General features: G+C 52.4%; 17 protein-coding genes and 1 pseudogene. 6 read left to right on the forward strand and 12 right to left on the reverse strand.

The features are described 5' to 3' along the window. Positions 1 to 1,373: cadherin repeat domain-containing protein (locus Q0835_RS16080; RefSeq protein ID WP_298962913.1), on the reverse strand; the 1,373-nt coding region annotated here is incomplete at its 3' end. A 234-nt stretch (positions 1,374 to 1,607) separates the two neighbouring features. Between Q0835_RS16080 and Q0835_RS16085 the strand changes: the two genes are divergently transcribed. Then, entirely contained in the window at positions 1,608 to 3,296 is a 1,689-nt protein-coding gene (locus tag Q0835_RS16085) for an ABC transporter transmembrane domain-containing protein (protein ID WP_298815377.1), read from the forward strand. After that, on the forward strand, positions 3,293 to 5,506 hold the full coding sequence (locus tag Q0835_RS16090; protein WP_298962915.1) for an ATP-binding cassette domain-containing protein: 2,214 nt from the start codon (positions 3,293 to 3,295) through the stop codon (positions 5,504 to 5,506). The genes Q0835_RS16085 and Q0835_RS16090 overlap by 4 nt, the downstream gene beginning before the upstream one ends. Before the next feature lie 8 nt (positions 5,507 to 5,514). Here the strand turns inward: Q0835_RS16090 and Q0835_RS16095 are convergent, their stop codons facing one another. From Q0835_RS16095 to Q0835_RS16140, 10 genes and pseudogenes are all read right to left on the reverse strand, one after another. Further along, positions 5,515 to 6,801, reverse strand: a complete 1,287-nt coding sequence (locus Q0835_RS16095) for a hypothetical protein (RefSeq protein WP_298962917.1) — start codon at positions 6,799 to 6,801, stop codon at positions 5,515 to 5,517. Further along, entirely contained in the window at positions 6,798 to 8,327 is a 1,530-nt protein-coding gene (locus tag Q0835_RS16100; RefSeq protein ID WP_298962918.1) for a VWA domain-containing protein, read from the reverse strand. The genes Q0835_RS16095 and Q0835_RS16100 overlap by 4 nt, the downstream gene beginning before the upstream one ends. Beyond that, entirely contained in the window at positions 8,324 to 9,307 is a 984-nt protein-coding gene (locus Q0835_RS16105) for a VWA domain-containing protein (protein WP_298962920.1), read from the reverse strand. The genes Q0835_RS16100 and Q0835_RS16105 overlap by 4 nt, the downstream gene beginning before the upstream one ends. Then, positions 9,304 to 9,774 (reverse strand): DUF4381 domain-containing protein, encoded by a 471-nt coding sequence (locus Q0835_RS16110; protein WP_298962922.1) that lies wholly within the window; start codon positions 9,772 to 9,774, stop codon positions 9,304 to 9,306. The genes Q0835_RS16105 and Q0835_RS16110 overlap by 4 nt, the downstream gene beginning before the upstream one ends. Continuing rightward, positions 9,771 to 10,778, reverse strand: coding sequence for a DUF58 domain-containing protein (locus Q0835_RS16115; protein WP_298962925.1), 1,008 nt, complete (start codon positions 10,776 to 10,778; stop codon positions 9,771 to 9,773). Before Q0835_RS16115 ends, Q0835_RS16110 begins: the two co-directional genes overlap by 4 nt. A 30-nt stretch (positions 10,779 to 10,808) precedes the next feature. Further along, positions 10,809 to 11,813, reverse strand: a complete 1,005-nt coding sequence (locus tag Q0835_RS16120) for a MoxR family ATPase (RefSeq protein WP_298962927.1) — start codon at positions 11,811 to 11,813, stop codon at positions 10,809 to 10,811. Between the two features lie 48 nt (positions 11,814 to 11,861). Beyond that, the gene (locus Q0835_RS16125; RefSeq protein ID WP_298962929.1) at positions 11,862 to 12,839 is read right to left on the reverse strand and encodes an HAD family hydrolase; all 978 of its coding nucleotides are present in this window, start codon (positions 12,837 to 12,839) and stop codon (positions 11,862 to 11,864) included. An 80-nt stretch (positions 12,840 to 12,919) separates the two neighbouring features. Beyond that, a pseudogene (locus Q0835_RS16130) lies at positions 12,920 to 14,494 on the reverse strand (arylsulfatase). Positions 14,495 to 14,748: 254 nt separating this feature from the next. Next, complete coding sequence (locus Q0835_RS16135) at positions 14,749 to 16,656, reverse strand: multiheme c-type cytochrome (RefSeq protein WP_298962931.1); 1,908 nt, start codon at positions 16,654 to 16,656, stop codon at positions 14,749 to 14,751. Positions 16,657 to 17,209: 553 nt separating this feature from the next. Beyond that, complete coding sequence (locus tag Q0835_RS16140; protein WP_298962933.1) at positions 17,210 to 17,662, reverse strand: MarR family winged helix-turn-helix transcriptional regulator; 453 nt, start codon at positions 17,660 to 17,662, stop codon at positions 17,210 to 17,212. A 133-nt stretch (positions 17,663 to 17,795) separates the two neighbouring features. Here Q0835_RS16140 and Q0835_RS16145 point away from each other — a divergent pair, with 133 nt between their 5' ends. From Q0835_RS16145 to Q0835_RS16160, 4 genes are all read left to right on the forward strand, one after another. Continuing rightward, complete coding sequence (locus Q0835_RS16145; RefSeq protein WP_298962935.1) at positions 17,796 to 18,341, forward strand: ricin-type beta-trefoil lectin domain protein; 546 nt, start codon at positions 17,796 to 17,798, stop codon at positions 18,339 to 18,341. 9 nt (positions 18,342 to 18,350) lie between these two features. Next, the gene (locus Q0835_RS16150; protein ID WP_298962938.1) at positions 18,351 to 18,899 is read left to right on the forward strand and encodes a cytochrome b; all 549 of its coding nucleotides are present in this window, start codon (positions 18,351 to 18,353) and stop codon (positions 18,897 to 18,899) included. Positions 18,900 to 19,637: 738 nt separating this feature from the next. Beyond that, complete coding sequence (locus Q0835_RS16155) at positions 19,638 to 19,880, forward strand: hypothetical protein (RefSeq protein WP_298962940.1); 243 nt, start codon at positions 19,638 to 19,640, stop codon at positions 19,878 to 19,880. Beyond that, on the forward strand, positions 19,877 to 20,119 hold the full coding sequence (locus Q0835_RS16160) for a hypothetical protein (RefSeq protein WP_298962942.1): 243 nt from the start codon (positions 19,877 to 19,879) through the stop codon (positions 20,117 to 20,119). Before Q0835_RS16155 ends, Q0835_RS16160 begins: the two co-directional genes overlap by 4 nt. Before the next feature lie 306 nt (positions 20,120 to 20,425). Here the strand turns inward: Q0835_RS16160 and Q0835_RS16165 are convergent, their stop codons facing one another. After that, positions 20,426 to 20,746, reverse strand: a complete 321-nt coding sequence (locus Q0835_RS16165; protein ID WP_298962944.1) for a hypothetical protein — start codon at positions 20,744 to 20,746, stop codon at positions 20,426 to 20,428. Positions 20,747 to 20,761: the final 15 nt, after the last annotated feature.

A 20,761-nucleotide genomic window follows, 5' to 3' on the forward strand; every position in this document is an offset into this window, starting at 1 on the left:
GCAACAGTCACGACACCGTTGCCATCCACAGTGAACCGGCTGTCGTCAACGGAATAGGAAACGGAATCAGACACATCGGCATCTGTGGCGAGAGCAGTAATGCCAACCTGCGTACCTTCACCGGCGTTCTCGGCAATCGAATTCGCAGAAGCATCTGCATCTGAAACGGCAGACACGTCTGACTCGTTAACATCGGATACCGTCAAGTTGAAGGTTTCCGAAGATGACGAACCATCCGTGGATGTCGCTGTGATTGTTATTGAGACACTGCCTTCGTTTTCCGCATCGAATACGGCATCTTCAGCTATCGTAACAATTCCGTTTTCATCGATTTCAAATCTATGATCGTCGACCGAATAGGAAACCTTGTCCGTGGCATCGCGATCGGATGCTGACGCGGTGATACCTACGTGGGAACCTTCGCTGGCATCCTCTGTGAGGGCATTGACCGATAGGTCCGTGTCGGAAACTGACGAAGTGTCGCTCTCGTTCACGTCACGAATAGAAATTGTGAACACTTCAGACCGTGTTGCACCGTCCGGTGCAGTGGCGACCACAGTAATTTGATGACTGGCTGCTGTTTCAGCATCCAATTGACCGGCAACCGAAACGATCCCTGTTTCTGGGTCTATAGAAAACAGGCCATTTGCATCATCTAACAAACTGTAGGCAACAACAGCATCCTGGCCAGCGGTCGCCGAAGCCTGAATTCCTGTTGACGTTCCAATCGCTGAGTTTTCGTCCAGTGCATTGGCAGACGCATCAACATCAATGACTTCAGACAAGGACGAGTTTTGGGTTGTTTCATCCTGTGTAAGTGTTTCCGCTCTTTCCTCACGAGACCGTCCATCCGAAATTGTCCGATTGTCAGGCTTGTCTGCTCCCTCGGCGCGGTCTGTTTCAGGAACATCGAATTGAAGCGGCTCACGCGTCAATATGGCCGTCGGATCGGATGTAGCGGACCCGCTGGCGCCGGCCTCGTGACCGAACTTTTCATCAGCGATCTCCGCAGGGAATGCAACGGAAATTGAGGCGTCACTCTCAGCAGGAGTGAGATCCAAGGAATTAGACTGTAGAAGCTCGACAGTCGGATCTGCTGCTACTTCACCAATGGATTGATGTTCGCTTTGCTCGTTGTAAACGGGCTCCGGTGTCCGACTTCCAAGATGCAGGTTTGCGTTTACCTGCTCCATGGAGTCGCCCATATCTTGGTCGAGATGATAATCGTGCGCTTTGTCGAGATGTTTGTCGCGAGGATCGAGCATACCCGAATGCAGCATGCTGTCAGAATTTACTGTTGTCCTGCTTTCACCTGACCCAGCATTTGAAGACTCGCTGTGTTTCGGGTCCCGGTTTTCAGTGTCGCTTGCCATAACGGTCGCACATCCGCACAATTTCCGATTATGGCAATCAACTTGAAGCGTCTTAAAAAACAGCAAAAATCGCCCTAAAATCTTCAAGTTAGCGCCGATCTTGCTTGTTAAAAAGCGCCTTAAGGTAAACGCTTTTTAAACCTGATCAGCACAGTTTGAATGTGTAGCTACTCGACCCGCGTCAAACCAATGCTGAAATCTGTGTTCTCATCATTCTTTTTGCCCCGGCTAAGGGTGAAACATTCCCCAACCGGCAAATGGATTTCCTCGCCCGGATTGCCGAGGGAAGTCGTCGTTGCGTCGATTTTTGCGAATATATTTGGGCTGGCGATGCCGCTGGCAATCCTGCAGGTATATGACCGGGTACTTCCAAACGCTTCCACCGATACGCTGCTGGTGCTTATGCTTGGCGTTTCTGGCGTCCTGATAGTCGATGCCTTTTTCAAGATCGCACGCGCAGCAGTCGTCGGCCGTCTTGGAGCAGGTTTCAACCATCAGGCACACACAGAACTGTTCCGCCGCGTCCTCGATGCGGACCCAGCCGATTTCTCAAAGACGCCCGTATCGGTGCAAGTTCATAAGCTTAGGTCTCTCCAGTCTATCGCGGACCATTACGGTGATCAGGGAAGGTTGCTTGCAATTGATTTGCCCGCTGGCGGAATTTTTCTTGCAGTACTCGTGTTTATCGGTGGCCCGCTGGCGCTCGTGCCTGTCACGTTACTCGGGCTTTTTTTGCTCTTTGCGTTGAAGCGGAACAAATATCTGCAACAAGTTGTTGCCGAAAGGGCAGAACAAGACGATCGAAAGTCAGACTTTGTCCTGGAAGTACTTTCCGGCGCTAAAACCGTGAAGTCACAAGCCATGGAAGCGCTGATCATGCGCCGGTTTGAACGGCTACAGCGCACAACTGCCAATCTCAGTGCCAAATATATGCGGCTTTCTGGACAGGCGAGGGATGCCTCGGCTCTCTTCGGCACCTTCACCACAGTTTTGGTCGTGATCTTTGGAGCTTTGATGGTCATCCATGGCACTTTCAGCATCGGTGGTGTTGCCGCCAGCACTCTGCTGTCTGGCCAGTTCATACAACCGTTTATGAGGGCGATTAATCAACTCACCGACATGCAGCGTCTGAAACATGACTATTCCCAGGTGCATGAGTTGTTTTCGTTGTCCGAAGTAAAGATACAAGAAGCGATCAGCAGTGAAACCGACGGATCGATCAATCTGGTCAATGTCGACGTCGACAAGGGCGATACCGGACGTCAGGTCTTCTCCAAATTGAACCTGACGGTCGAAACGGGCCAGTTCGTCGGGTTTCGCGGTGCGGACGGAAGCGGCAAATCTACACTGATGAAGATTCTGACGGGCGAGCTGAAACCCACTTCAGGTCACGTTCTGATTGGTGGCCTTGACTATGACGGTCCCTATGAGCACGCGCTTCGTCGGACCGTGGCATATGTCGACAATCAATCGGCGATCTTCAACGGCACAATACTTGAAAACATCACCATGTTCGGAGCTGTTGCCGACATCGCTCATGCTCGCATGGCGGCAAAGCTGATTGGTCTGGAAAAGGAAATCCACCTTCTGCCGAAGGGCTATGAAACACTGTTGGGATCAGATCTTGGCGGGAAGGTTCCAACGTCGACACTTCAGCGCATCTGTATTGCACGTGCATTGGCGGGTGAACCCAAAATTCTGATCCTGGATGAGGCCAATGCCCAATTGGATCAACTCGCTGAAAAAAGTCTCATCAAGGCCCTGATGCGTCTGAAAGGTTATTTGACGGTTGTCATTATCAGTCACCGGCCATCCATGCTTGCAGTAGCTGATCATCAGTTCGAGTTGAGAGACGGGCAGATCCATGCATTGGAAGCTTCGTTTGACGCTGATCGTCAGCTGGCGGAGGGCCGCCCGGCATGAGTAGAAACCTATTTGACCTTGACGACATTGAGTTCACGGACAACGCGGTTCACCGGCAATGGCAGGACCTTTCCGCCGAACTGTCTTCAGCCACGAAGCAGGAATACCAATCCGGTTCAACGCGAAAAGGTGCTCCAGCCGCTGAAAACTGCCTGGTTCCATTGCTTCGCGAGATGCGCTGGCAAGGCAATGATCGATTGCTCTTCGAGGCGTTACCGCATTTCGACAAGATTGAAACCATCCAGGATTTGCGGGTGGTTTTGAACCGGTTGAACGTCAACACCGTCCTTTACAAGGGCAGCGCCAAAGATCTGTCCCAATCCCAGTTTCCCTGTTTGCTGGTAACTTCAGGCGATGTTCTGGTAATTGTCGGTTGTGCAGACACAGGTGCCTTTCGAGCTTACTCCGGCACAAATGCCTCAGCCGTTGAAATCGCGCCGGATGCAATCCAGAAAGACACTATCTATCTGATCAGCGAAGACGATACAGCAGATCAGACGCCTGGCAACAGGACCTGGTTTTCAGGGGTCTCAAAACGATTCCGTACGAGCATTGTTGCCATCTTGGCTCTCGGCTTCGTTTTAAACCTGCTGGCTCTGGGGCCGCCACTTTTCATCATGGCCATTTACGACAAGGCTATGGGCGCCAAATCGGTCAATGTGCTTCTGACCATGGCCGTTGGTATTGCAATCATTTTGCTGAGTGAAGTTGCGCTCAGAAAAACAAAGACTTGGCTCCAATCCTATCTTGGTGGCCGTATAGACGCGATCGTGGGAAACAAGACTTTTGAGCGCATCCTGCATCTTCCTTATTCGATGTTGTCCGAGGCGCCGATTGGGACGCAGGTCATGCGTCTACGATATTTCGACAGTGTACGGGACATTTTTCAAAGCTCGCTCTTTAACGCGATGGTGGATATTCCTTTCAGTCTGATATTCATTACAGCCATCTTCCTGATTGGCGGACCTGTTGCGTTGCCACCACTGGCACTGTTTGTGATCTATGGTCTCCTGGCGGTCTATGTTCTCCCAAAGGTCCAGCGTGAAGTTGCGTCAGTTGGCGACCAAAAGTCCAAGCTGAACAGTTTCATGATCGAAACCTTCCGCAATCAGAGGGCCTTGCGCAATCTGTCCGTGGAAGACATCTGGCTTGATCGGTTTTCAACCATGTCCACGGCGTTCAACAAGTTGAACCTGCATGCTCGAACTCTGACCCTGGTTCTTCAGACCGTTTCGCAGACGTTGATGACCATCTGCGGAGTGCTTGTGCTTGGAATTGGTGCCATGCAAGTCATGAACGGCGATATGAGCATGGGTGCACTTATCGCAACAATGGCATTAGCCTGGCGAGTGCTAAATCCCATGAACCAGGCATTCCTGAGTATCACTCAGCTGGCTCAAAGCCGCACCGTGATTGAACAGATCAACAACTTGATGCAGGTACCCCTCGAGCGGGAACCCGGTCATCTACCCAAGATCACTCGCGACATACGCGGTGATTTGAAAATTGCGTCTCTGGTTCTGAGATATCCAGGTGCTACAGAAGCCGCGTTGAAAGGAATGGAACTGACTGTAAAGCAGGGCGAGATGATCGCTTTTACTGGTCCCAGCGGATCCGGCAAAACGGCTCTTTTTCAGTCCATTACCGGATTGTTCCAACCTCAGGTCGGCTCAATTTTGTTTGATGGTCTGGATGTTCGGCAGCTTGATGCGGCGGAATGGCGCTCTGCCATCGGCTATGCTCCGGACGATCTTGACTTCTTTTATGGCACGGTAAAGCAGAACCTGCTTCTTTCAGATCCGGGAGCCAGCGATCAGAGACTGTTTGAAATTACTGATGATTTGGGACTGTTGTCTTTCCTTGAAGAAAATTTTGAAGGCCTCGAAACCAGGTTGAACAATGAAAGCCTGGCTCAGATCCCGGACAACATGAAACAGCGGATTGTCCTTGCACGTGCCCTGGTCAAATCGGTGCCGCTTTATCTCTTCGACAATCCGGGAACGCATCTCGATTTTGAAGGTGACAAGAAGTTTATGGCAATGATTGCAGACCTCAAGGGTAAGGCAACGGTCCTCGTCAACACTCAACGCCCGAGCCACATGAAAATTGCGGATCGTGTGGTGGTCATGAAATCGGGACAAATTGCCATGATGGGAACACCTGACAAAGTTGTGCCCGTGCTTATGGGGCAAACCGCGAAGGCCAGTTGAACAACGTATCAGGTGGGGTTTAAAGCCTTTAAGGAAGACCCAAGCTTCTTCCTTTGCTCGATACGCGCTTGCTGCCTAAGTTTTGAAACGGAATTCAACACCAATTTCCAGGCTTCATTTTTCCGATTTGAACCATGGTTTGAACTGTTTTCGAACTGTGACTTGCCGAGTGCATAAAGAGTGTCGTCAACGCTGGTCATATCAAGCGATGCACAATGTCGACCAATCCTTTCCTTCCAGCCGGCAATTGCCATTAGTGTGCCCGGATAATCACGGCTGCGAACCGAGTGCCTGAGCATTCGATAAGCATGAAACTCAGAGAGTTTGTATCCGTTTAGACGGTTTTTGATCCACCTCAGTAAGGGGTGTCCGTACACCTTGATGAAGAGAACAAAAAAGGCTGCAACAACCATAATCGCCAACACTCCAGAAAGAAGTGATCTGGTGTTGAAACTCTCCGATACCGGTTCATTGGCAGGTACGGTTCCAGCTACGTCAAACTCAATCGCCGGAACAGTACTCGTCTCGAATTTGCCGCTTTCAAGATTGTACCAGGACATCGAGAATTCACCGATCCGGTAGCTTCCGGCATTCTCCAGCATTACGGTTACTTCTTCTGACCTTATGCCCTCGACAATGCCCCGGTTTTCCCCCTCTTCCAGAACAGGTTCTTTGGGATAGAAGACCAGCCCGGAAACGGTTTCGTCTGGAGTAAGCGGGGGAACGAACATGGGCAAAACACCGCTTACGCTGACAGAGGTGCTAAGCGAAAGCGAATCTCCGGCTCTGAGTTCGTTTGTGAGCCCGTCAATAGTTCGGTCTAGTGTCAGTTTACGTGCTGCTAGAAACGGTTTCAGGGTATCCGCGCCTTGCGGTAACTTGCCGATTATCTCAAAAGCCTCGGTTTGCGCGTCGACGACGACTGGCTGGCTGGTTTGCGGGTCGGCATAGGTGACTTTCAACAGTCCAGCCGGTATTTCAAATCGGCCAACCGTCATCGGATACAGTCGATAGGACCGCGCAACACCAGACCAGGTTTCTCCATCGATCGTATCACTGATCGGTCCACTGGCTCTTGGAGGCAAACGGACTGCGACATTTGGCACTTCAATACTCGGAAACACCGGAAGCGAGGGCAACCAGGTCGGTACAAGAACACTGATGCGATAGATCAGCGGTTGCCCGGGTATTGCCGTATTTTGTTCAAGCGATGATCGCACGATCGGTGACGTGTCGTCTTGTGCGAGCACTGGGCCTGCAAAGGTCAAAATGAGCAGCGTCAGCCAATGTCTCATTGTGCGCCCCTTGCAGCTTCCAATGCAAAACGGGTCTTCAAAAAATCTCCCGTTCGCGTATCAACTGTTCGCATCCATTGCTCGGCTGTTTCAGGCAGAGCTTCGCCGGTTGGCTGTTGCGTTTGGGTGCCGCGCCCCGCCTCGTTGTCAAAGGCAACATCGTCTGCGCCGATCCCACTTTCACCGGTATCGGATTGTTCGCGTGTTGTTTCGACATATTCAAGTATGTACCGCGCAAGCTCCAGATTGTGCTGTGCAGCCTTGTTGTTGGGATCGCGCGCAACAGCCTTTTCAAACGCTGCAATTGCTGGTCTGTAGGCCCGTGATCGGAGCAACGACATGCCTTCTCCCATGGCAGCGTCCGCGCTTTCCTGCCAGGAGTACAGCTCAGCAGCATCTTCATATTTTCCGAGCCTGTAGAGTGAAAAAGCCTTCCACATCGGGTTTTGAAACAAATCTGCGGCCTTTTCATATTGCTTGTCTTCAAAGGCCATTCGCCCCAGTTGATCAGGTGTGAAAAACCAGTCTTTCCACCCGTCAGCACGCACTTCGGAAGACTGCAGAAAAACCCCGGCTGATAGCAGTACAACAGCCCACTGCATCGTCCATCCTCTGCGGAACCAAAAGAGCATGATCAATACCGCCGGAAATGCCAAGAAGCGCCCCTGGTCTCTCCATTTCTGACGTTCATCATTCGCGAGAGCTGCTTCATATACCGCGTTGATGTTTCGAGATACTTGAACAACGTCTTTGCTGTCCGGTGTCATTTCGACCACCTGGTACCCTGACAAAGCGCTCAGTTTTGACCTCGACTCTTGATCACGGGAGGCAAACCAGAACAAAACAGGCGAATTGGCACCTTGAGCATGTTGTGACAAAACCGCTGTATCCGCATCCGCGATCTCATCGGCCATGAACAGGATTGCACCGGGAACATCCTGCGAAGACAAGATGTCCTGAGCCAGTTTGAGAGCGGCCTGCAAGCTGGTGCCGTTCTTCGGCATGATCGACGGATCCAACCCTTCCAGAAACGGTTTCAGGACGGCCGGATCTTCCGTTAGCGGCACAACCTGGTGTGCGGTTCCGGCATATGCGACCAGTGCGGTCTTTGCACCGGATCTTTCAGTCAAAAGATCAAGGACCTTTTGTTTCGAGCGCTCAAGTCGGCTTGGAGCTATGTCGACTTGCATCATCGACTTTGTGACCTTCAGCGCCACAACAAGAGGGGCAGTGTCCGAAACAAGTGGGTTTGGAATTCGTGACCAGGTTGGACCGGCAGCTGCCAACACGAGAAGTGAAAGAACAAGAACCGCGCTATCAACCGGTCGAATGCTTTGCTTGCTTTGTGAACCCACCTGTAGTGCCCTTGCCAGGTGCGGCGCAATTGAAGATGGAATTGATGCAGACCGACCAGCAGCACCCCGAACCAACCACCACAGCATTCCGACTGGAAGCAAAAACAAGAGCCACCAAGGACGGATAAAATGAAACACGGAAAGGCTGTCGAAAAATCCGTCCGGTATCATGCAAGCCTCCGGCGTTCTTTTAGAACATGCAGAAGAAGCAAGGCGAAAAAACCTGTAGATGCTGCAAGCGCCAGCAGGACATATCCGAGACTTTCTCTCGGCCGGTATGTTGACGTCTCGACCGCGCGAGGCTCTTGAGCGTCAATGCGCGTGTAAATGTCGGAAAGTGCTGCCTCGTCTCCAGCAAAGTAATAGGAACCATTAGCCTGTTCAGCGATATCTTTCAGACTTGCCTCGTCGAGCTTTTGTTCACCGCTTCCTGCCGGATCACCGACACCGATCGTTATGATGTCAATTCCGTCCTTTGCTGCGATCGCCGCTGCATTGATTGGTGTCATTCGGCTGCCGGTGTCCGCACCGTCGCTCAAAACTATCAACAACTTGTCGGCAATCTCACTTCCTTGAAACGTCTTGATTGCCAGACCGATAGAATCGCCGAGTACGGTGTGCGGTCCTGCCATGCCAACCTCGGTTTGATCAAGAAGCGCTCGCACACTCTCCAGGTCTTCGGTGAAGGGGGCTTGCACAAACGCTTTTGCGCCAAACACGATCAACGCAATGCGATCGCCATCCCGCTCAGCAACAAAATTTCCAACCACCCGTTGGACAGCCGCCAGTCTTTGCGTCTTTTCCCCATTGGTTGCCACAAAGTCTCTCTGATCCATCGAGCCGGAAATGTCTATTGCGAGCATTACATCCCGCGCTGCCTTTTCGAGTACGACGGGGTCTCCGACTTTTTCAGGGCCGGCAAGGGCACAAACTGCAAACGTCCAGACCAGTCCAGCAGCAACAACTTGAACGACCGATCGTGAAAAAACGACTGAGCCAGGTTTGGGCTCTTTCCCCACAGCAGCTGCCAGTCGCCTGAAGAATGGCAGGCGCAGGGCCGACACTCTTTCACGGTGCGCTGGAACCAGGAAATAGACGGCAAAAGGCAGAGGCAGAAGCAGAAGCAAAATGGGCGCGTTGAACTCGATCATGACAAATTCGCCTGATGCGTAGAGATCCAGGTCCGCGCAACATCATAAAGATCGGAGGATGTGTCTTGCTGTTTGTATGGTGCGTGCGCGATTTGCCGCCCGGGGCCTGCAGAAAACCCAGATCCATTATAGCTTCGGTCTAAAAACGCAAGCCAGTCGGCACCATGAAGAGAAGCAACTTCGGTGCGCGGATAGGCGGTGAGGGCTGTCCGTCTCACGATTTCCGCAATCCGTGCCGCGTCATTCGAAAACGTCTCAAGCTCTCTAAGTGCCTGTTTGCGATAGGCGTTTTTGCGACGGTGTCTGATCGCCATCCAGACAGATGCAAGCACAATCGCCAGAAGAAGCAATCCGAGCAATATCCAGCCGGCCGTTTGAGGCGCCATTGAAACTGGTTGGGGGACCGGCACTGGCTCCAGCAACTCGAAAAGCTCAGGTAGCGTAAGGCCTTTCCAGTTTTCTTTCAAAGATCAGTCCCCCGGTTTTCAGGTGCTCCGCCGGCGAGTATTCGCAGTTGAGAAAGTGTGTCTTTTCCTGCGCTCAGTGGAAGGACAACCAAACCGAGACGTTTTTGCCAATGAAGCAGATCAGCAAGTCGGCCTTTGGAAAACGTTTCAAGGCGCTTTCGCACTTCGCCGTGAGTTGTGTCGAGTTCGACCTGTAACTCGCCATCGGAAACGACGATTTTCAAGTCGTTTGGAATCTCCTGGGATATGGGATCCGTGATCGGGCACAGAATTACGTCGTTTCGGCGTGCAATACCGGCAATCAAGGTCTCGGTACGGTCGTCGATACCATCGAAGTCGCTCAAGATGACAACCAGATGATCGCGCCTTGCGCTACGTGCGACCAAAGAAAGCGGTTGGTTGAGACCCATCGGTTTCTGATCGGATGGTGCATACGCATTTAACATCCGGTTAGCGCGTTCCAGCGCGGAAAGGAGACGATGGCAAGCTTTTCTGCTGTTTCTCGGTCTCACTTCACTCAGCAACTCATCTCCGAAGACAATACCTCCGATACGATCGCCCTGATCCAGCACTCTGAAAACAATAAGCGCCGCAGCTTCTGCAGCCGTTACGGATTTCATAGCGTGCCGGGTTCCAAAGAACATGGACATGCGTTGATCAACAACAACAAGAGTGGGGCGGTCGCGCTCTTCGCTGTAAACCCGAACATGAGGCTCGCCCGTTCTCGCGGTCACTTTCCAATCGATTGTGCGCGGGTCATCTCCGGGCAGATATCCGCGTAATTCTTCGAAATTCAGCCCCCTTCCGCGAAGGCGCGATGCATGTCGGCCGTTCAAGACACTCGAGGATGGTTGATTTGAGGGAAGAAGCCTCAATGACCTGACACGTCCCTCTAGGGATTTCAGGTGATCCAAAGTGACATGGATGCGCAGGTCGCCCTGGTTCGACTTGGCCGGGCTTGACCTGACCAGTCCCGTTCGAACTCTTGCGGCGCGATCCCTCATGTGGATTGGTCCTGCCTTGTTGAAGCTCGCCTATGACAAGGCAACGTTCTTGATGATCTCTTTCACGACTTCGTCTGGCGTCACGCCATCTCCCTCAGCTTCAAAGCTGATGGTCAATCGGTGTCGAAGCACATCGTAAGCGATAGCTTGGACATCCAGAGGATCAACATAGTCGCGACCGGCGAGCCAGGCGTGTGTACGCCCGCACTTGTCGAGCGCAATCGATGCACGCGGACTGGCTCCCAGTTCGATCCAATTAGCCAGGTCGTTTGAAAACCTGTCCGGATTGCGCGTTGCGTGGACGAGATCGGCCATATAACGCTCAATTGCCGGCGACACCGCGATGGCTCCGATTTCCGCACGTGCCGAAAAGACGGTTTCCAGAGAGACCTGAGTATTTTGTTCCTCGCGAGGTATCTTTGTTTTGTCGTTTTGGCTCGCAGCGACAGCCTTTTTTTCTTCGTCTCGCACCAATTGGACGACTTTCACCTCATCTTCGACAGGAGGGTAACTGATCAGCACATGCATCAAGAACCTGTCCATCTGGGCCTCTGGCAGTGGATAGGTGCCTTCCTGCTCAACAGGGTTCTGAGTGGCCATAACCATGAAAAGAGGTGCCATTTCATGCGTTTTACCCGAAACGGTTACTTGCCGTTCTTCCATGGCTTCCAACAATGCTGCCTGCACTTTGGCTGGAGCGCGATTGATCTCGTCTGCCAGTACTATGTTTGCGAAAATGGGGCCCTTCTCGAAGCGAAATGTTCCCGCACCTCCCGACTGGTGATAAACCTCCGTCCCGGTCACGTCCGAAGGAAGAAGATCCGGTGTAAACTGGATACGACTGAAGTCAGCTTGCAAGTTTTTCGCGAGCGCCTTTATCGCCCTTGTCTTCGCCAGACCAGGCAGGCCTTCGATCAGCAGGTTTCCATTCGCAAGCAGTCCGATAATCAAGCGATCAATGACATCGACTTGACCGATTATCGACTGTTGCATTCGTTCTTTCAGCTCATTGATCTGATCTCGGGTGCCGCGCATGAAGGTTTCCAGTCGAACAAAGAGGCAAGGAATTATGGCTAATAGGCCTCAATTTGGAGAGCCGCTCCACACACGGTTCCAGTCTTTCGCCATATCAACAAGCAACCAACCGCGATCCGGTCCCTCATGCAGTCCTCTGACAAGCTTGCCAACATGACTGTTCCGGTCATAAGCCCATTCACGTTCTGCATCCGTGTGATGAACGATGAGCCCAAACCTGGGACCGTCGCCTGACGTCGCCCATTCCAGCATCTCAAAATCGCCGTCCGAATTGCCGCCCACGAAAATCGGTTTTTTACCGATCTTGTTGTCGATCCCCACCGGTTTGCCGGCCTTGTCATCGATAAACGCAATTCCGGGATCCTTTAAAATCGTCGGAACGCCTTCAACCACGGCATATCGTGTCACTCCTGCACTGCCGATTACCTTTTCCGGAGGAATGCCATAAGCCTTTTCGACGAAAGCCCGCATAAAATGGATGCCACCGCCGGACACGATATACGTGTCAAAGCCTTCGTCCCTGAGGAAACGCAACAACTCCAGCATCGGCTGATAAGTCATGTCTGTATAAGGCACATTTTTTGTAGGGTGTTTTGCGCTCTCTATCCAGTTGGCAACGTCTTGTGTGAATTCATCTACTGAAAGCCCAGCATGGGACGCCATGACTATTTCCAGCAGGCCCTCTTCACCTGACTTTGCCACTGCCTCCATATCGCCAGCCGCCGCAGCTTCCAACGTTGCACTGGTCAATATTTCAGGATTGGCGGCCGCCTTTTGTTTCAGTTTGTCGAGGGCGTAAAGCAGTTGGAAATAGACAGGTTTTTCGGCCCAAAGTGTCCCGTCATTGTCGAATACAGCGATCCTGTGGCTCTGGGTAACGTATTCAGGCGAGGCAGGGTCGGTAACAGACCCGACGAAATCAATAATCTGTGCCTTAGCTGCTCCATCGTTCCACGAGGGCAGGGGATCGGCGAGTGCACTTCCCGTTACCATCAGAACAACAGCAATCGAACAGAACAGGCGCATGTGAGCCTCCCGAAAATTTCTAAAGTGCAATGAAAAACCGCGATGGACCCTGAAGTCCACCGCGGTTGCGCAATCAGCTTTTACTGCGCGCCGCCTGGCGTGCTGAGTTTATCCATGACCTGGTCGAGGGAGAAACTCGCAGCTTTCTGGCGCGGCGGAAATTCCTGGAAAGTGGCAAGGAAATTCCCGACATACTGCTGCGCGGGTACAAGCATATAGGCCCGGTCGATCAACCAATCGTAATAGGTATTGGAGGTCTGATAGGACCGCTCGTATGGATCGCGGCGCAGATTGAAGATAAGCGGAAGACGCAGAACCGTGAAGGGTTCGATCCATGCCCGCAAAGTCTTGTATTGTTTCTGCTCCATGAAGATCAATTTCCAGTCGTTCCAGCGCAATGCCGTCAGATCGCCGTCATCAGAGAAATAGAAGATCTCCGCTCTTGGTCCGGTGTCTTCTTCACCCAGAAGTACCGGCAGGAAGTTGTAGCCGTCGAGATGAACTTTGTATTCGCGCCCAATCGCTTGAACGCCACCGTCTTTCAGTTGTTCCTTTATTTCCGGAGCGCCAGCGGCAGCCAGGTAAGTCGGCAACCAGTCCATGTGATGCATGATCTCATTGGAAACAGCGCCTGCTTCAATCTTGCCAGGCCAACGGACCATCGACGGAACACGCCATCCACCTTCATAGTTGGTGTTCTTCTCACCAAAAAACGGTGTCGAAGCAGCGTCAGGCCAGGTGTTGTAGTGCGGGCCGTTATCCGTTGAGTAATGGACGATTGTATTGTCAGCTATGCCAAGCTCATCGATCAAATCAAGAAGCTGGCCGACATGCAGATCATGCTCGAGCATGCCTGCTGAATATTCATCAAGATTTCTGCCGGCGAGCTCATTTGCTCTTTCGCGCATTTCCGGCTTCACGTGGGTTCGGAAATGCATCCGGGTACCATTCCACCAGACATAAAAGGGTTGCCCCTGATCATTTGCCCGTTTGATGAAGTCGATAGCGGCGGTTACCGTCTCGTCATCGACAGTTTCCATACGTTTTTTAGTGAGAGGGCCTGTGTCTTCAATCGTACCATCAGCGGAAGACTTGATGACGCCACGAGGACCGAACGCCTCACGGAAAGTTCTGCCGTCTGCCAGCGTCATGTTTCCGGGATAGTCCTCGTTCTCTGGCTCTTCCTCGGCATTCAGGTGATAAAGATTGCCAAAAAACTCGTCGAACCCATGATTGGTCGGGAGATGTTCATCCTTGTCGCCGAGATGGTTTTTACCAAACTGTCAGGTCACATACCCTTGTGCTTTCAGGAGACCGGCAATTGTCGGGTCTTCCTCCTGCATGCCGAGATCGGCACCTGGCAAACCAACTTTCGACAGGCCCGTTCTGAAAACGCTTTGTCCAGTGATGTAGGAAGACCGGCCTGCCGTGCATGACTGCTCGCCATAATAGTCGGTGAACATCATGCCTTCTTTGGCAATCCGGTCGATATTAGGCGTGTTGTATCCCATTAAACCGAATGTATAGGCTGATATGTTGGATTGTCCGACATCGTCACCCCAGATGACGAGAATGTTGGGCTTACCTTCTGATTGTGCCAGCGCAGCCCCCCCTCCGGCGAGACTGCAGGCTCCAATGGCACAGGCCGCAAACATTGCGGCTCTGAAGTTATACTGAAATGGCATGTTTGATAATCCTCCCATGTACACTGGTACTGACTAAAATTGTTATTAGTACCAATGCGTTGGACGTCGGTTCATCAATCAGATGTCGAATTTTCCCTTGCGTCAATACAGAAAGCGAAATTTAATTTTCTAAAGGTCATAAGCCTCGTAAAGAATGCCAAGGCCCATTCATTCTTCGACCCGAAAATACAGCTAAAAGTGGAAATTCGGCGCCAGTCGACTGGTCAACGGCCTTGCAAAAGACGCTCAAAGTCAGCGAGCCTCGTGTCATCCGGGATCAGTTTTTTCGCTCGTTGAAGGGTCATTTGTGCGTTGGTGTAGTCTTGAAGCGCCATAAAAAGACGGATCTGCATAATCCAGGCATCTGCCAATTGCGGGTCGAGCTGCGTGGCTTCTTGAAACGCCCTGATGGCGGCCTTCGGATTTCGCAAAGTCAGGGCCGTACCCGCGATAACCATATGTGTTTCTGGATAATCCAGCTTGGAAGAAAGGGCGGCACGCCACTCGTCGTTTGCATTCTGGGCGGCACGTTGAGTTCTTTGGTCTTCCACCCCAATTGAGGCTCCCAGAAGCTGCCTAGCTGCGGCAATACGAACAGTCTTGAGAGGGTCTTCCAACAATTTGGATAACAGTCGAACCCGGGTACTGGCTGACTGAGAAGCCGTCAATGAAACGGCGGCAGCCCGCACAAGGGGATCGGTATCATTCAAGAGCGAAAAAACATCACTGTGTGCCTCACGTCCTGAGTGTTGTGCGTACAAATTGATTGCCGAAGCGCGCACGATCCCGGGCAACGTCTCTTGCCGTGCAATTTTGAGCAATTGTTCTCCAAGTCCCGTCACACCTCCGCGTGCCGGGGCAAATACTGAAGCAAAATGAGGTGAACGATGGGCACTATCAGGAAAACGCGCTTTTAATTCTTCCGCAGCCCAGGACGCTGGCTTGTCCGTGTGACAATCCGTGCAGGCATTCGGCGTTCCAAGAGACGCACTGAGATCCGGCCGCGGAACCCTGAAGGAATGGTCGCGGCGGCCGTCAATTCCCATATAGGTGCGTTCGATCATGTGACAGGAAACGCATTGCGCTCCTGCGGTTCCTGTTTCGTGGAAGTGATGGTCGGAGCTGTCATACCTTTTAAGCGTCAAGGAGGAGAACTTGTTGTTACCCGCTTCAGAGTGACATTGAGTGCAAACCCCGTTTCCCACGGCCTTTAGTTGGCCGGAGTGGGGCTCATGACAGTCCGAGCATCGGACACCTTCAGCATACATTTTTGATTGAAGAAAAGACCCGTAGACATAGACTTCGTCCCGGATCTGACCGTCAGCGTGATAAAGTCCATCCCGCAGCAGCGCCAAGCGATAACTGTCGTGAAAGGGTGTGCCGGGAAGCGGATTGCCGTCTTGGTTCGGCTCTCGCCTTGAATGGCAAGCCGCACACTGTTCGATTTCCGTATGCGCAAATGCGTCTTTGAAATTGACGCTAAGGCCTTGATCGTCTGTTCCTTCAAAGACGGAAAGTTCTGACGAAGAAGCACCATTCGCCCAGGCAACGTGTGCTTCCCCCGGCCCATGACAAGCTTCACATCCTACACCGATCTCAGACTGAGTACTGGAGTAGCGTCGCGTTCTTGGATCATAGTTCTTTTGAAACCCGGTTGCGTGGCATTCTGCGCAGCGCGAATTCCAGTTCTTGTATGGTCCGGACCAATGATACCCATCATTGGGTGCCAGCACCTGATCCGGGTAAAGGTGATACCAGCGTTCGTTTTCCTGGTCCCACGCGATATCTAGTGATTGCAAGCGCCCTGGTTCAGTCTCAATCAGGTATTGCTGCAAGGGTGTGATGCCGGCAACCCCTTTGACTTCAAGGACCTTATTGCCTCCAAGAATGTCGGATGTCTCGATGAAGTAACGATCACCGTCCTTAAAGAACCGCGTCTTGCGACCTCGATGCTCAAATGTGGAATTGTTGAAGTCGCCATCAACGTTCTCATCATCAACGGGGAGCCAGGCCAAGGCGTGGTGACTGGATTGCCAGTCTTGATAAGCCCCTTCGTGGCAGGACTGACAAATGGAGCTGCCTTGAAAGTCAGGAACTTTATCGTTTGCACTCGCATGCACTTGGAAAAGCATGAAAGAAATCATGGACCAGCATAGAAAAGATCCAATTTGCATCTGGCCCCACAGGTTCAACAGCTTGCCAAAGGAGAATTCGAAGCAAGCAATCGCTTCAGAGCTTAACGAGGCACCGGCAACCCAACAAGTGATGGAACTGACGATGATATCCTTTTGGCCACAGTTCGAAAGGCACTTTGCCTAGGGAAAAATATGGCTGGAAAAATTGGAGTCTCAGCCAGAATACGTAAGCCTCTTGCAACAAACGAAGATTGACCTTCAATACACTCTTCCAAGAATGGTTCGTGGCCAAGTTTCGGATGTCAGTCTGGATAGGCTCAGGAAACACCAATTCTGACCAGATCGAACTGAGGCAACCGGCATGGTTTAAACGACCAGGAAGCCATGTCCGGTGGTACTAGGCGTTCTGCAAGCAAAACGGCAGCAAGGAAAAAACGCTATCATTGCCGGGCATTCGCTCACAGTTTGCTGTGATGACTCCGCGCCCCCGTTTGACAATCCGATAGAGATTGGTGATTGGCGACTTTTGAGTGACACCGAGGATGGAAACTCAGGTCCTGCGCTGTTCTTTTTCTGGCTGGGCTCCCCCTAAAGCATTTCGGAGCTTCGTGGAAAGGACCGTAAGTGTCTCTGCCTGATCGTCACCGAGTGTCGAGGTTATCAGGAACGTTGCCTCTTGCCAGACGATCCACACTTTCTCCAGAACGTCGCGGCCGTCGGGTGTCAGGTCAAGAATATCACTGCGGCGGTTTTCGGGGTTTGTGTTTTGCGTGATGAACCCGAGCGCTACCAGCCGTTCCGTCATCGAACTCATGCTGCCCGCCGAGATATCGAACTGTTTTGCCAGATGCCTCTGTGAGGTCGGTCCGATCTGCGCCAAGGCATCCAGGATGAGAGCCTGTCGGTGACGGATCCCAGTTGGTCTTAGCAGGACTTCAATCCGCTTTTCCAACAAGGTGGCTGAATGCAAAACGGGGTGGATGGATATCAGTGCCTGTTTCATGACCTGACAACGCTATCGAACAAATTCATGATCCTGGCACATTACGGTCACAAAGTTCTGATGTAAATTGTTTGTATTAGAACATTTGAGTGGCAGCGAATTGCGCCATCAAAGGCACTCAAGGGGTATCATCATGAAATCGTTCACCGGGATAGCGCTAGCATTCCTTGGCCTGGCCACGCAGGCCTTACCAGCCCAATCAGCTGGAAACCTGGTTGAAGTTCAGTTGACTGACAGGCTGGACGACGCGCGCGGCTACTGCCTTGATATCGCTGGCGGGCGGGGCAAGAACGCGCCGCTGGACAAGGGTCTTCAGGCTCACACTTGCTACAACTACACGGGAGATATCCTGGAAGATCAGGGCTTTGATGAGGAGCTCATCGGCAAGGGAGAGTTTCGCATTCCTTATTTTGACGTCTGTATGACTGTCCCGTCTGTTGAAACCGGTGCGCCGATTATGCTCGACCAATGCGGTGACACCGACACACAGAAGTTCACGTTGAATGACAATGGTCAGTTGGTCGCCCAAGCCGATCCGAAGTTATGCGTAACAGTGAGCAGTACGGAGAAGCGGGAAGGGCGCGGCGGCTCTCCAATCCATGTGATGCGGCCCCTGTCCCTCCAGCCCTGCGAAGAAGCCAGAAAATCCTACCAGACCTGGACACTTTTTGAATTGTAGGAGCATTGGATGAGTGCCAACCTCTCGAGAACAGCCTCATATGATGGCATTTCGCGGTTCAATCACTGGATCATCGCTGCTGCAATAATCGGGATGATCTGCTTCGGTTTTTACCTGTCGGAATTCGTTGAAAGTGGTCCAGGCAAAGGACAAATGATTGGAATTCACAAGGCAGTCGGAGTGCTCATCCTCATTTTTGGGCTGTGGCGCGTTGGCTACCGGTTGAAGCAAGGTTTTCTGGACGAAGCTTCCGTAATGCCTGACTGGCAGCGTCTCACGGCCAAGCTGGTCCACATCGTCCTGCTTGCTGGGATCATAGTTATGCCGATCTCAGGCATAATCGGATCCTACTTTGGCGGCAGAACTACCAACGTGTTTGGCCTGTTCACAATACCTGCTGGCAGGGAAATAGAAGCGCTCTCCGGAATGGGGCACTGGCTCCACGGCGCCTACGGCTGGCTAATGGTAGGAGCACTGGCGCTGCATGTTGCCGGCGCGTTGAAGCACCATCTTGTTGACCATGACTCAACTTTGACCCGCATGATACGCCAGCAATAAGTGACCGGTGTGCCGTATGTGGGATGCAAACAACCGAAAAAGAACTTCAATTGCCAGGAATGCCGAGATCAGCCGATCCGGGAGACGATCGAACGGCTCAAAATCATTGATCCAGTGAAGGGTTGGCTGGGGAACCTGGATTCGACTGGGGAATTCCAAGGGAGCCATATATTTCAATCACTTAACTCGTATCGCGGCGACACTGTGGGGGGAGCCTGCGGGGTTGTCAACAATTCATCGCGCATGTGACCGGGGAGGGCGTCACTGCTTAACATAGTGTCACATTAATTACAGACGGCCCTAATCCGTTCCTTACCATAGACGAATTCCGTCTGCCGCCATGTGGGTGGCCATTTCGCGCGACCAAACCTGACATCCCAATTCCATGACGGACTGGCCGAATCCCTTCGCTGGGACGGTCCCCACGCGAATCCTTACACGAGTCCTTGCGCGCACTTCGAGACCGGACGTCGCCGCGCATTGAGTCCTTTGCCGTCGCCAATCAAAACCTTAAATAAAAAAACCAATACTGAATGTATTCATCGAATCCTTATCGACATGATGATGGTGGTGTTAATTGTTGACAAATCGAAATGAAGCAAAAAGTTGCTATCATCTAAATAAAATAACTATGGGTACTTGACTGGCTATTGTGGATCCGGGATACACTGAGATCAGTCGCACGAAAATGTCAGTGCGACTGGTTTCCACGTCTCATGGGAAAGCAAAGGGGAGTTCATGAAACTTGACTGGGAAATGGTCGTAAGCACGAAAACCCGCGTCGGCGGGCTGTGGGTCAAAGCCCTGATTACCGTCGAGGAAGACGGCTCATACGTATGGAACGCGTACTGCGGTCAGCGCCTACAGTCTTCGTTAAAAGGGGGCGCGACAGCAACATTGACCGATGCTGTCTCCGCCGCCGAAATCGCAGTGCGGGAAATCGCGGCGATGATCGAGACCGAGCTGGAGGTCAACGCATGACGGTGCCACGCTGGGAAGTCGTAGACATCGGCGAGGGCGAGACGATGCTGATTTCACACCTCGAGTCCGGCGACCGGATCGTAGAGATAAGCGTCGTCCAGCGCGGCACCGACGGCGATTTCCTGTACGATGTCTTCGACGACAACAAAGAGTACGAGAAAAAGTATGCAGACACTCTGTCGGAAGCGCAGCGCGAAGCCGAAAACATAGCTCGGCGCGCGCTATGGGGATGTCTATAGAACGCGAAGGAACAATGACATCAGAGCTGCCGAGATATTCTGCCACCTAAACGGGTACGACGGACAGGGCGAATGCCGGACTTGCAGATACCGGGCCGGAGTGGAAGAGACATACGGCCCTGGAAATTTCTCTCACCCGCTCTAAACAAAAGCCCCCGGAGACACAAACTCCGGGGGCTTTCGTGTTGAGGCACTGAAGAGGCCTCCGGGAGCGGAGCGCGCCCCCCACAAGGCGCCGTAGCGAGCGCCCGGAGGCCGTGCGGCGTTTCGTGAGTCACGAAATGATCAAACATCCTGTGTTCGACGTCAGGGACCAGGAGGGGGTGCCCCAGCACCATCGCTGCTGTCGTCGTCACCGTCCGGCGGAGGCGGCACGTAATTCGGATCGAGATCCCGAAAATCGCGATCCCGTCCGCGCCTCCAATGCTCAAAATAATCCTGGTCGGTTTTCGGCGCCGGGGCGCCTCTCAGTCTCCAAGGTTCTCGGAGGTCGTACAGAACGCGCACCAAGTAACTTCTCAAATGCTCCGGAGTCCTGTGCCAGAGTTCTTCGGTTTCCGGAAGGCTCATGAAATCCGTTTTTAAACCCGCCGCCGAAATCCGCTTCACGAGTTGCTGTATGGTCATGCCTCGTCCTCCTAT

This window comes from uncultured Roseibium sp., assembly GCF_947499295.1.
Taxonomy (GTDB): domain Bacteria; phylum Pseudomonadota; class Alphaproteobacteria; order Rhizobiales; family Stappiaceae; genus Roseibium.

What these genes read in the sequence shown, in the direction of transcription:
- Q0835_RS16090 (WP_298962915.1), top strand. Translation starts at nt 3,293, where the DNA reads ATGAGTAGAAACCTATTTGACCTTGACGACATTGAGTTCACGGACAAC.
- Q0835_RS16095 (WP_298962917.1), bottom strand. Translation starts at nt 6,801, where the DNA reads ATGAGACATTGGCTGACGCTGCTCATTTTGACCTTTGCAGGCCCAGTG.
- Q0835_RS16100 (WP_298962918.1), bottom strand. Translation starts at nt 8,327, where the DNA reads ATGATACCGGACGGATTTTTCGACAGCCTTTCCGTGTTTCATTTTATC.
- Q0835_RS16105 (WP_298962920.1), bottom strand. Translation starts at nt 9,307, where the DNA reads ATGATCGAGTTCAACGCGCCCATTTTGCTTCTGCTTCTGCCTCTGCCT.
- Q0835_RS16115 (WP_298962925.1), bottom strand. Translation starts at nt 10,778, where the DNA reads ATGAGGGATCGCGCCGCAAGAGTTCGAACGGGACTGGTCAGGTCAAGC.
- Q0835_RS16120 (WP_298962927.1), bottom strand. Translation starts at nt 11,813, where the DNA reads ATGCGCGGCACCCGAGATCAGATCAATGAGCTGAAAGAACGAATGCAA.
- Q0835_RS16125 (WP_298962929.1), bottom strand. Translation starts at nt 12,839, where the DNA reads ATGCGCCTGTTCTGTTCGATTGCTGTTGTTCTGATGGTAACGGGAAGT.
- Q0835_RS16135 (WP_298962931.1), bottom strand. Translation starts at nt 16,656, where the DNA reads ATGCTTTTCCAAGTGCATGCGAGTGCAAACGATAAAGTTCCTGACTTT.
- Q0835_RS16140 (WP_298962933.1), bottom strand. Translation starts at nt 17,662, where the DNA reads ATGAAACAGGCACTGATATCCATCCACCCCGTTTTGCATTCAGCCACC.
- Q0835_RS16145 (WP_298962935.1), top strand. Translation starts at nt 17,796, where the DNA reads ATGAAATCGTTCACCGGGATAGCGCTAGCATTCCTTGGCCTGGCCACG.
- Q0835_RS16150 (WP_298962938.1), top strand. Translation starts at nt 18,351, where the DNA reads ATGAGTGCCAACCTCTCGAGAACAGCCTCATATGATGGCATTTCGCGG.
- Q0835_RS16155 (WP_298962940.1), top strand. Translation starts at nt 19,638, where the DNA reads ATGAAACTTGACTGGGAAATGGTCGTAAGCACGAAAACCCGCGTCGGC.
- Q0835_RS16160 (WP_298962942.1), top strand. Translation starts at nt 19,877, where the DNA reads ATGACGGTGCCACGCTGGGAAGTCGTAGACATCGGCGAGGGCGAGACG.
- Q0835_RS16165 (WP_298962944.1), bottom strand. Translation starts at nt 20,746, where the DNA reads ATGACCATACAGCAACTCGTGAAGCGGATTTCGGCGGCGGGTTTAAAA.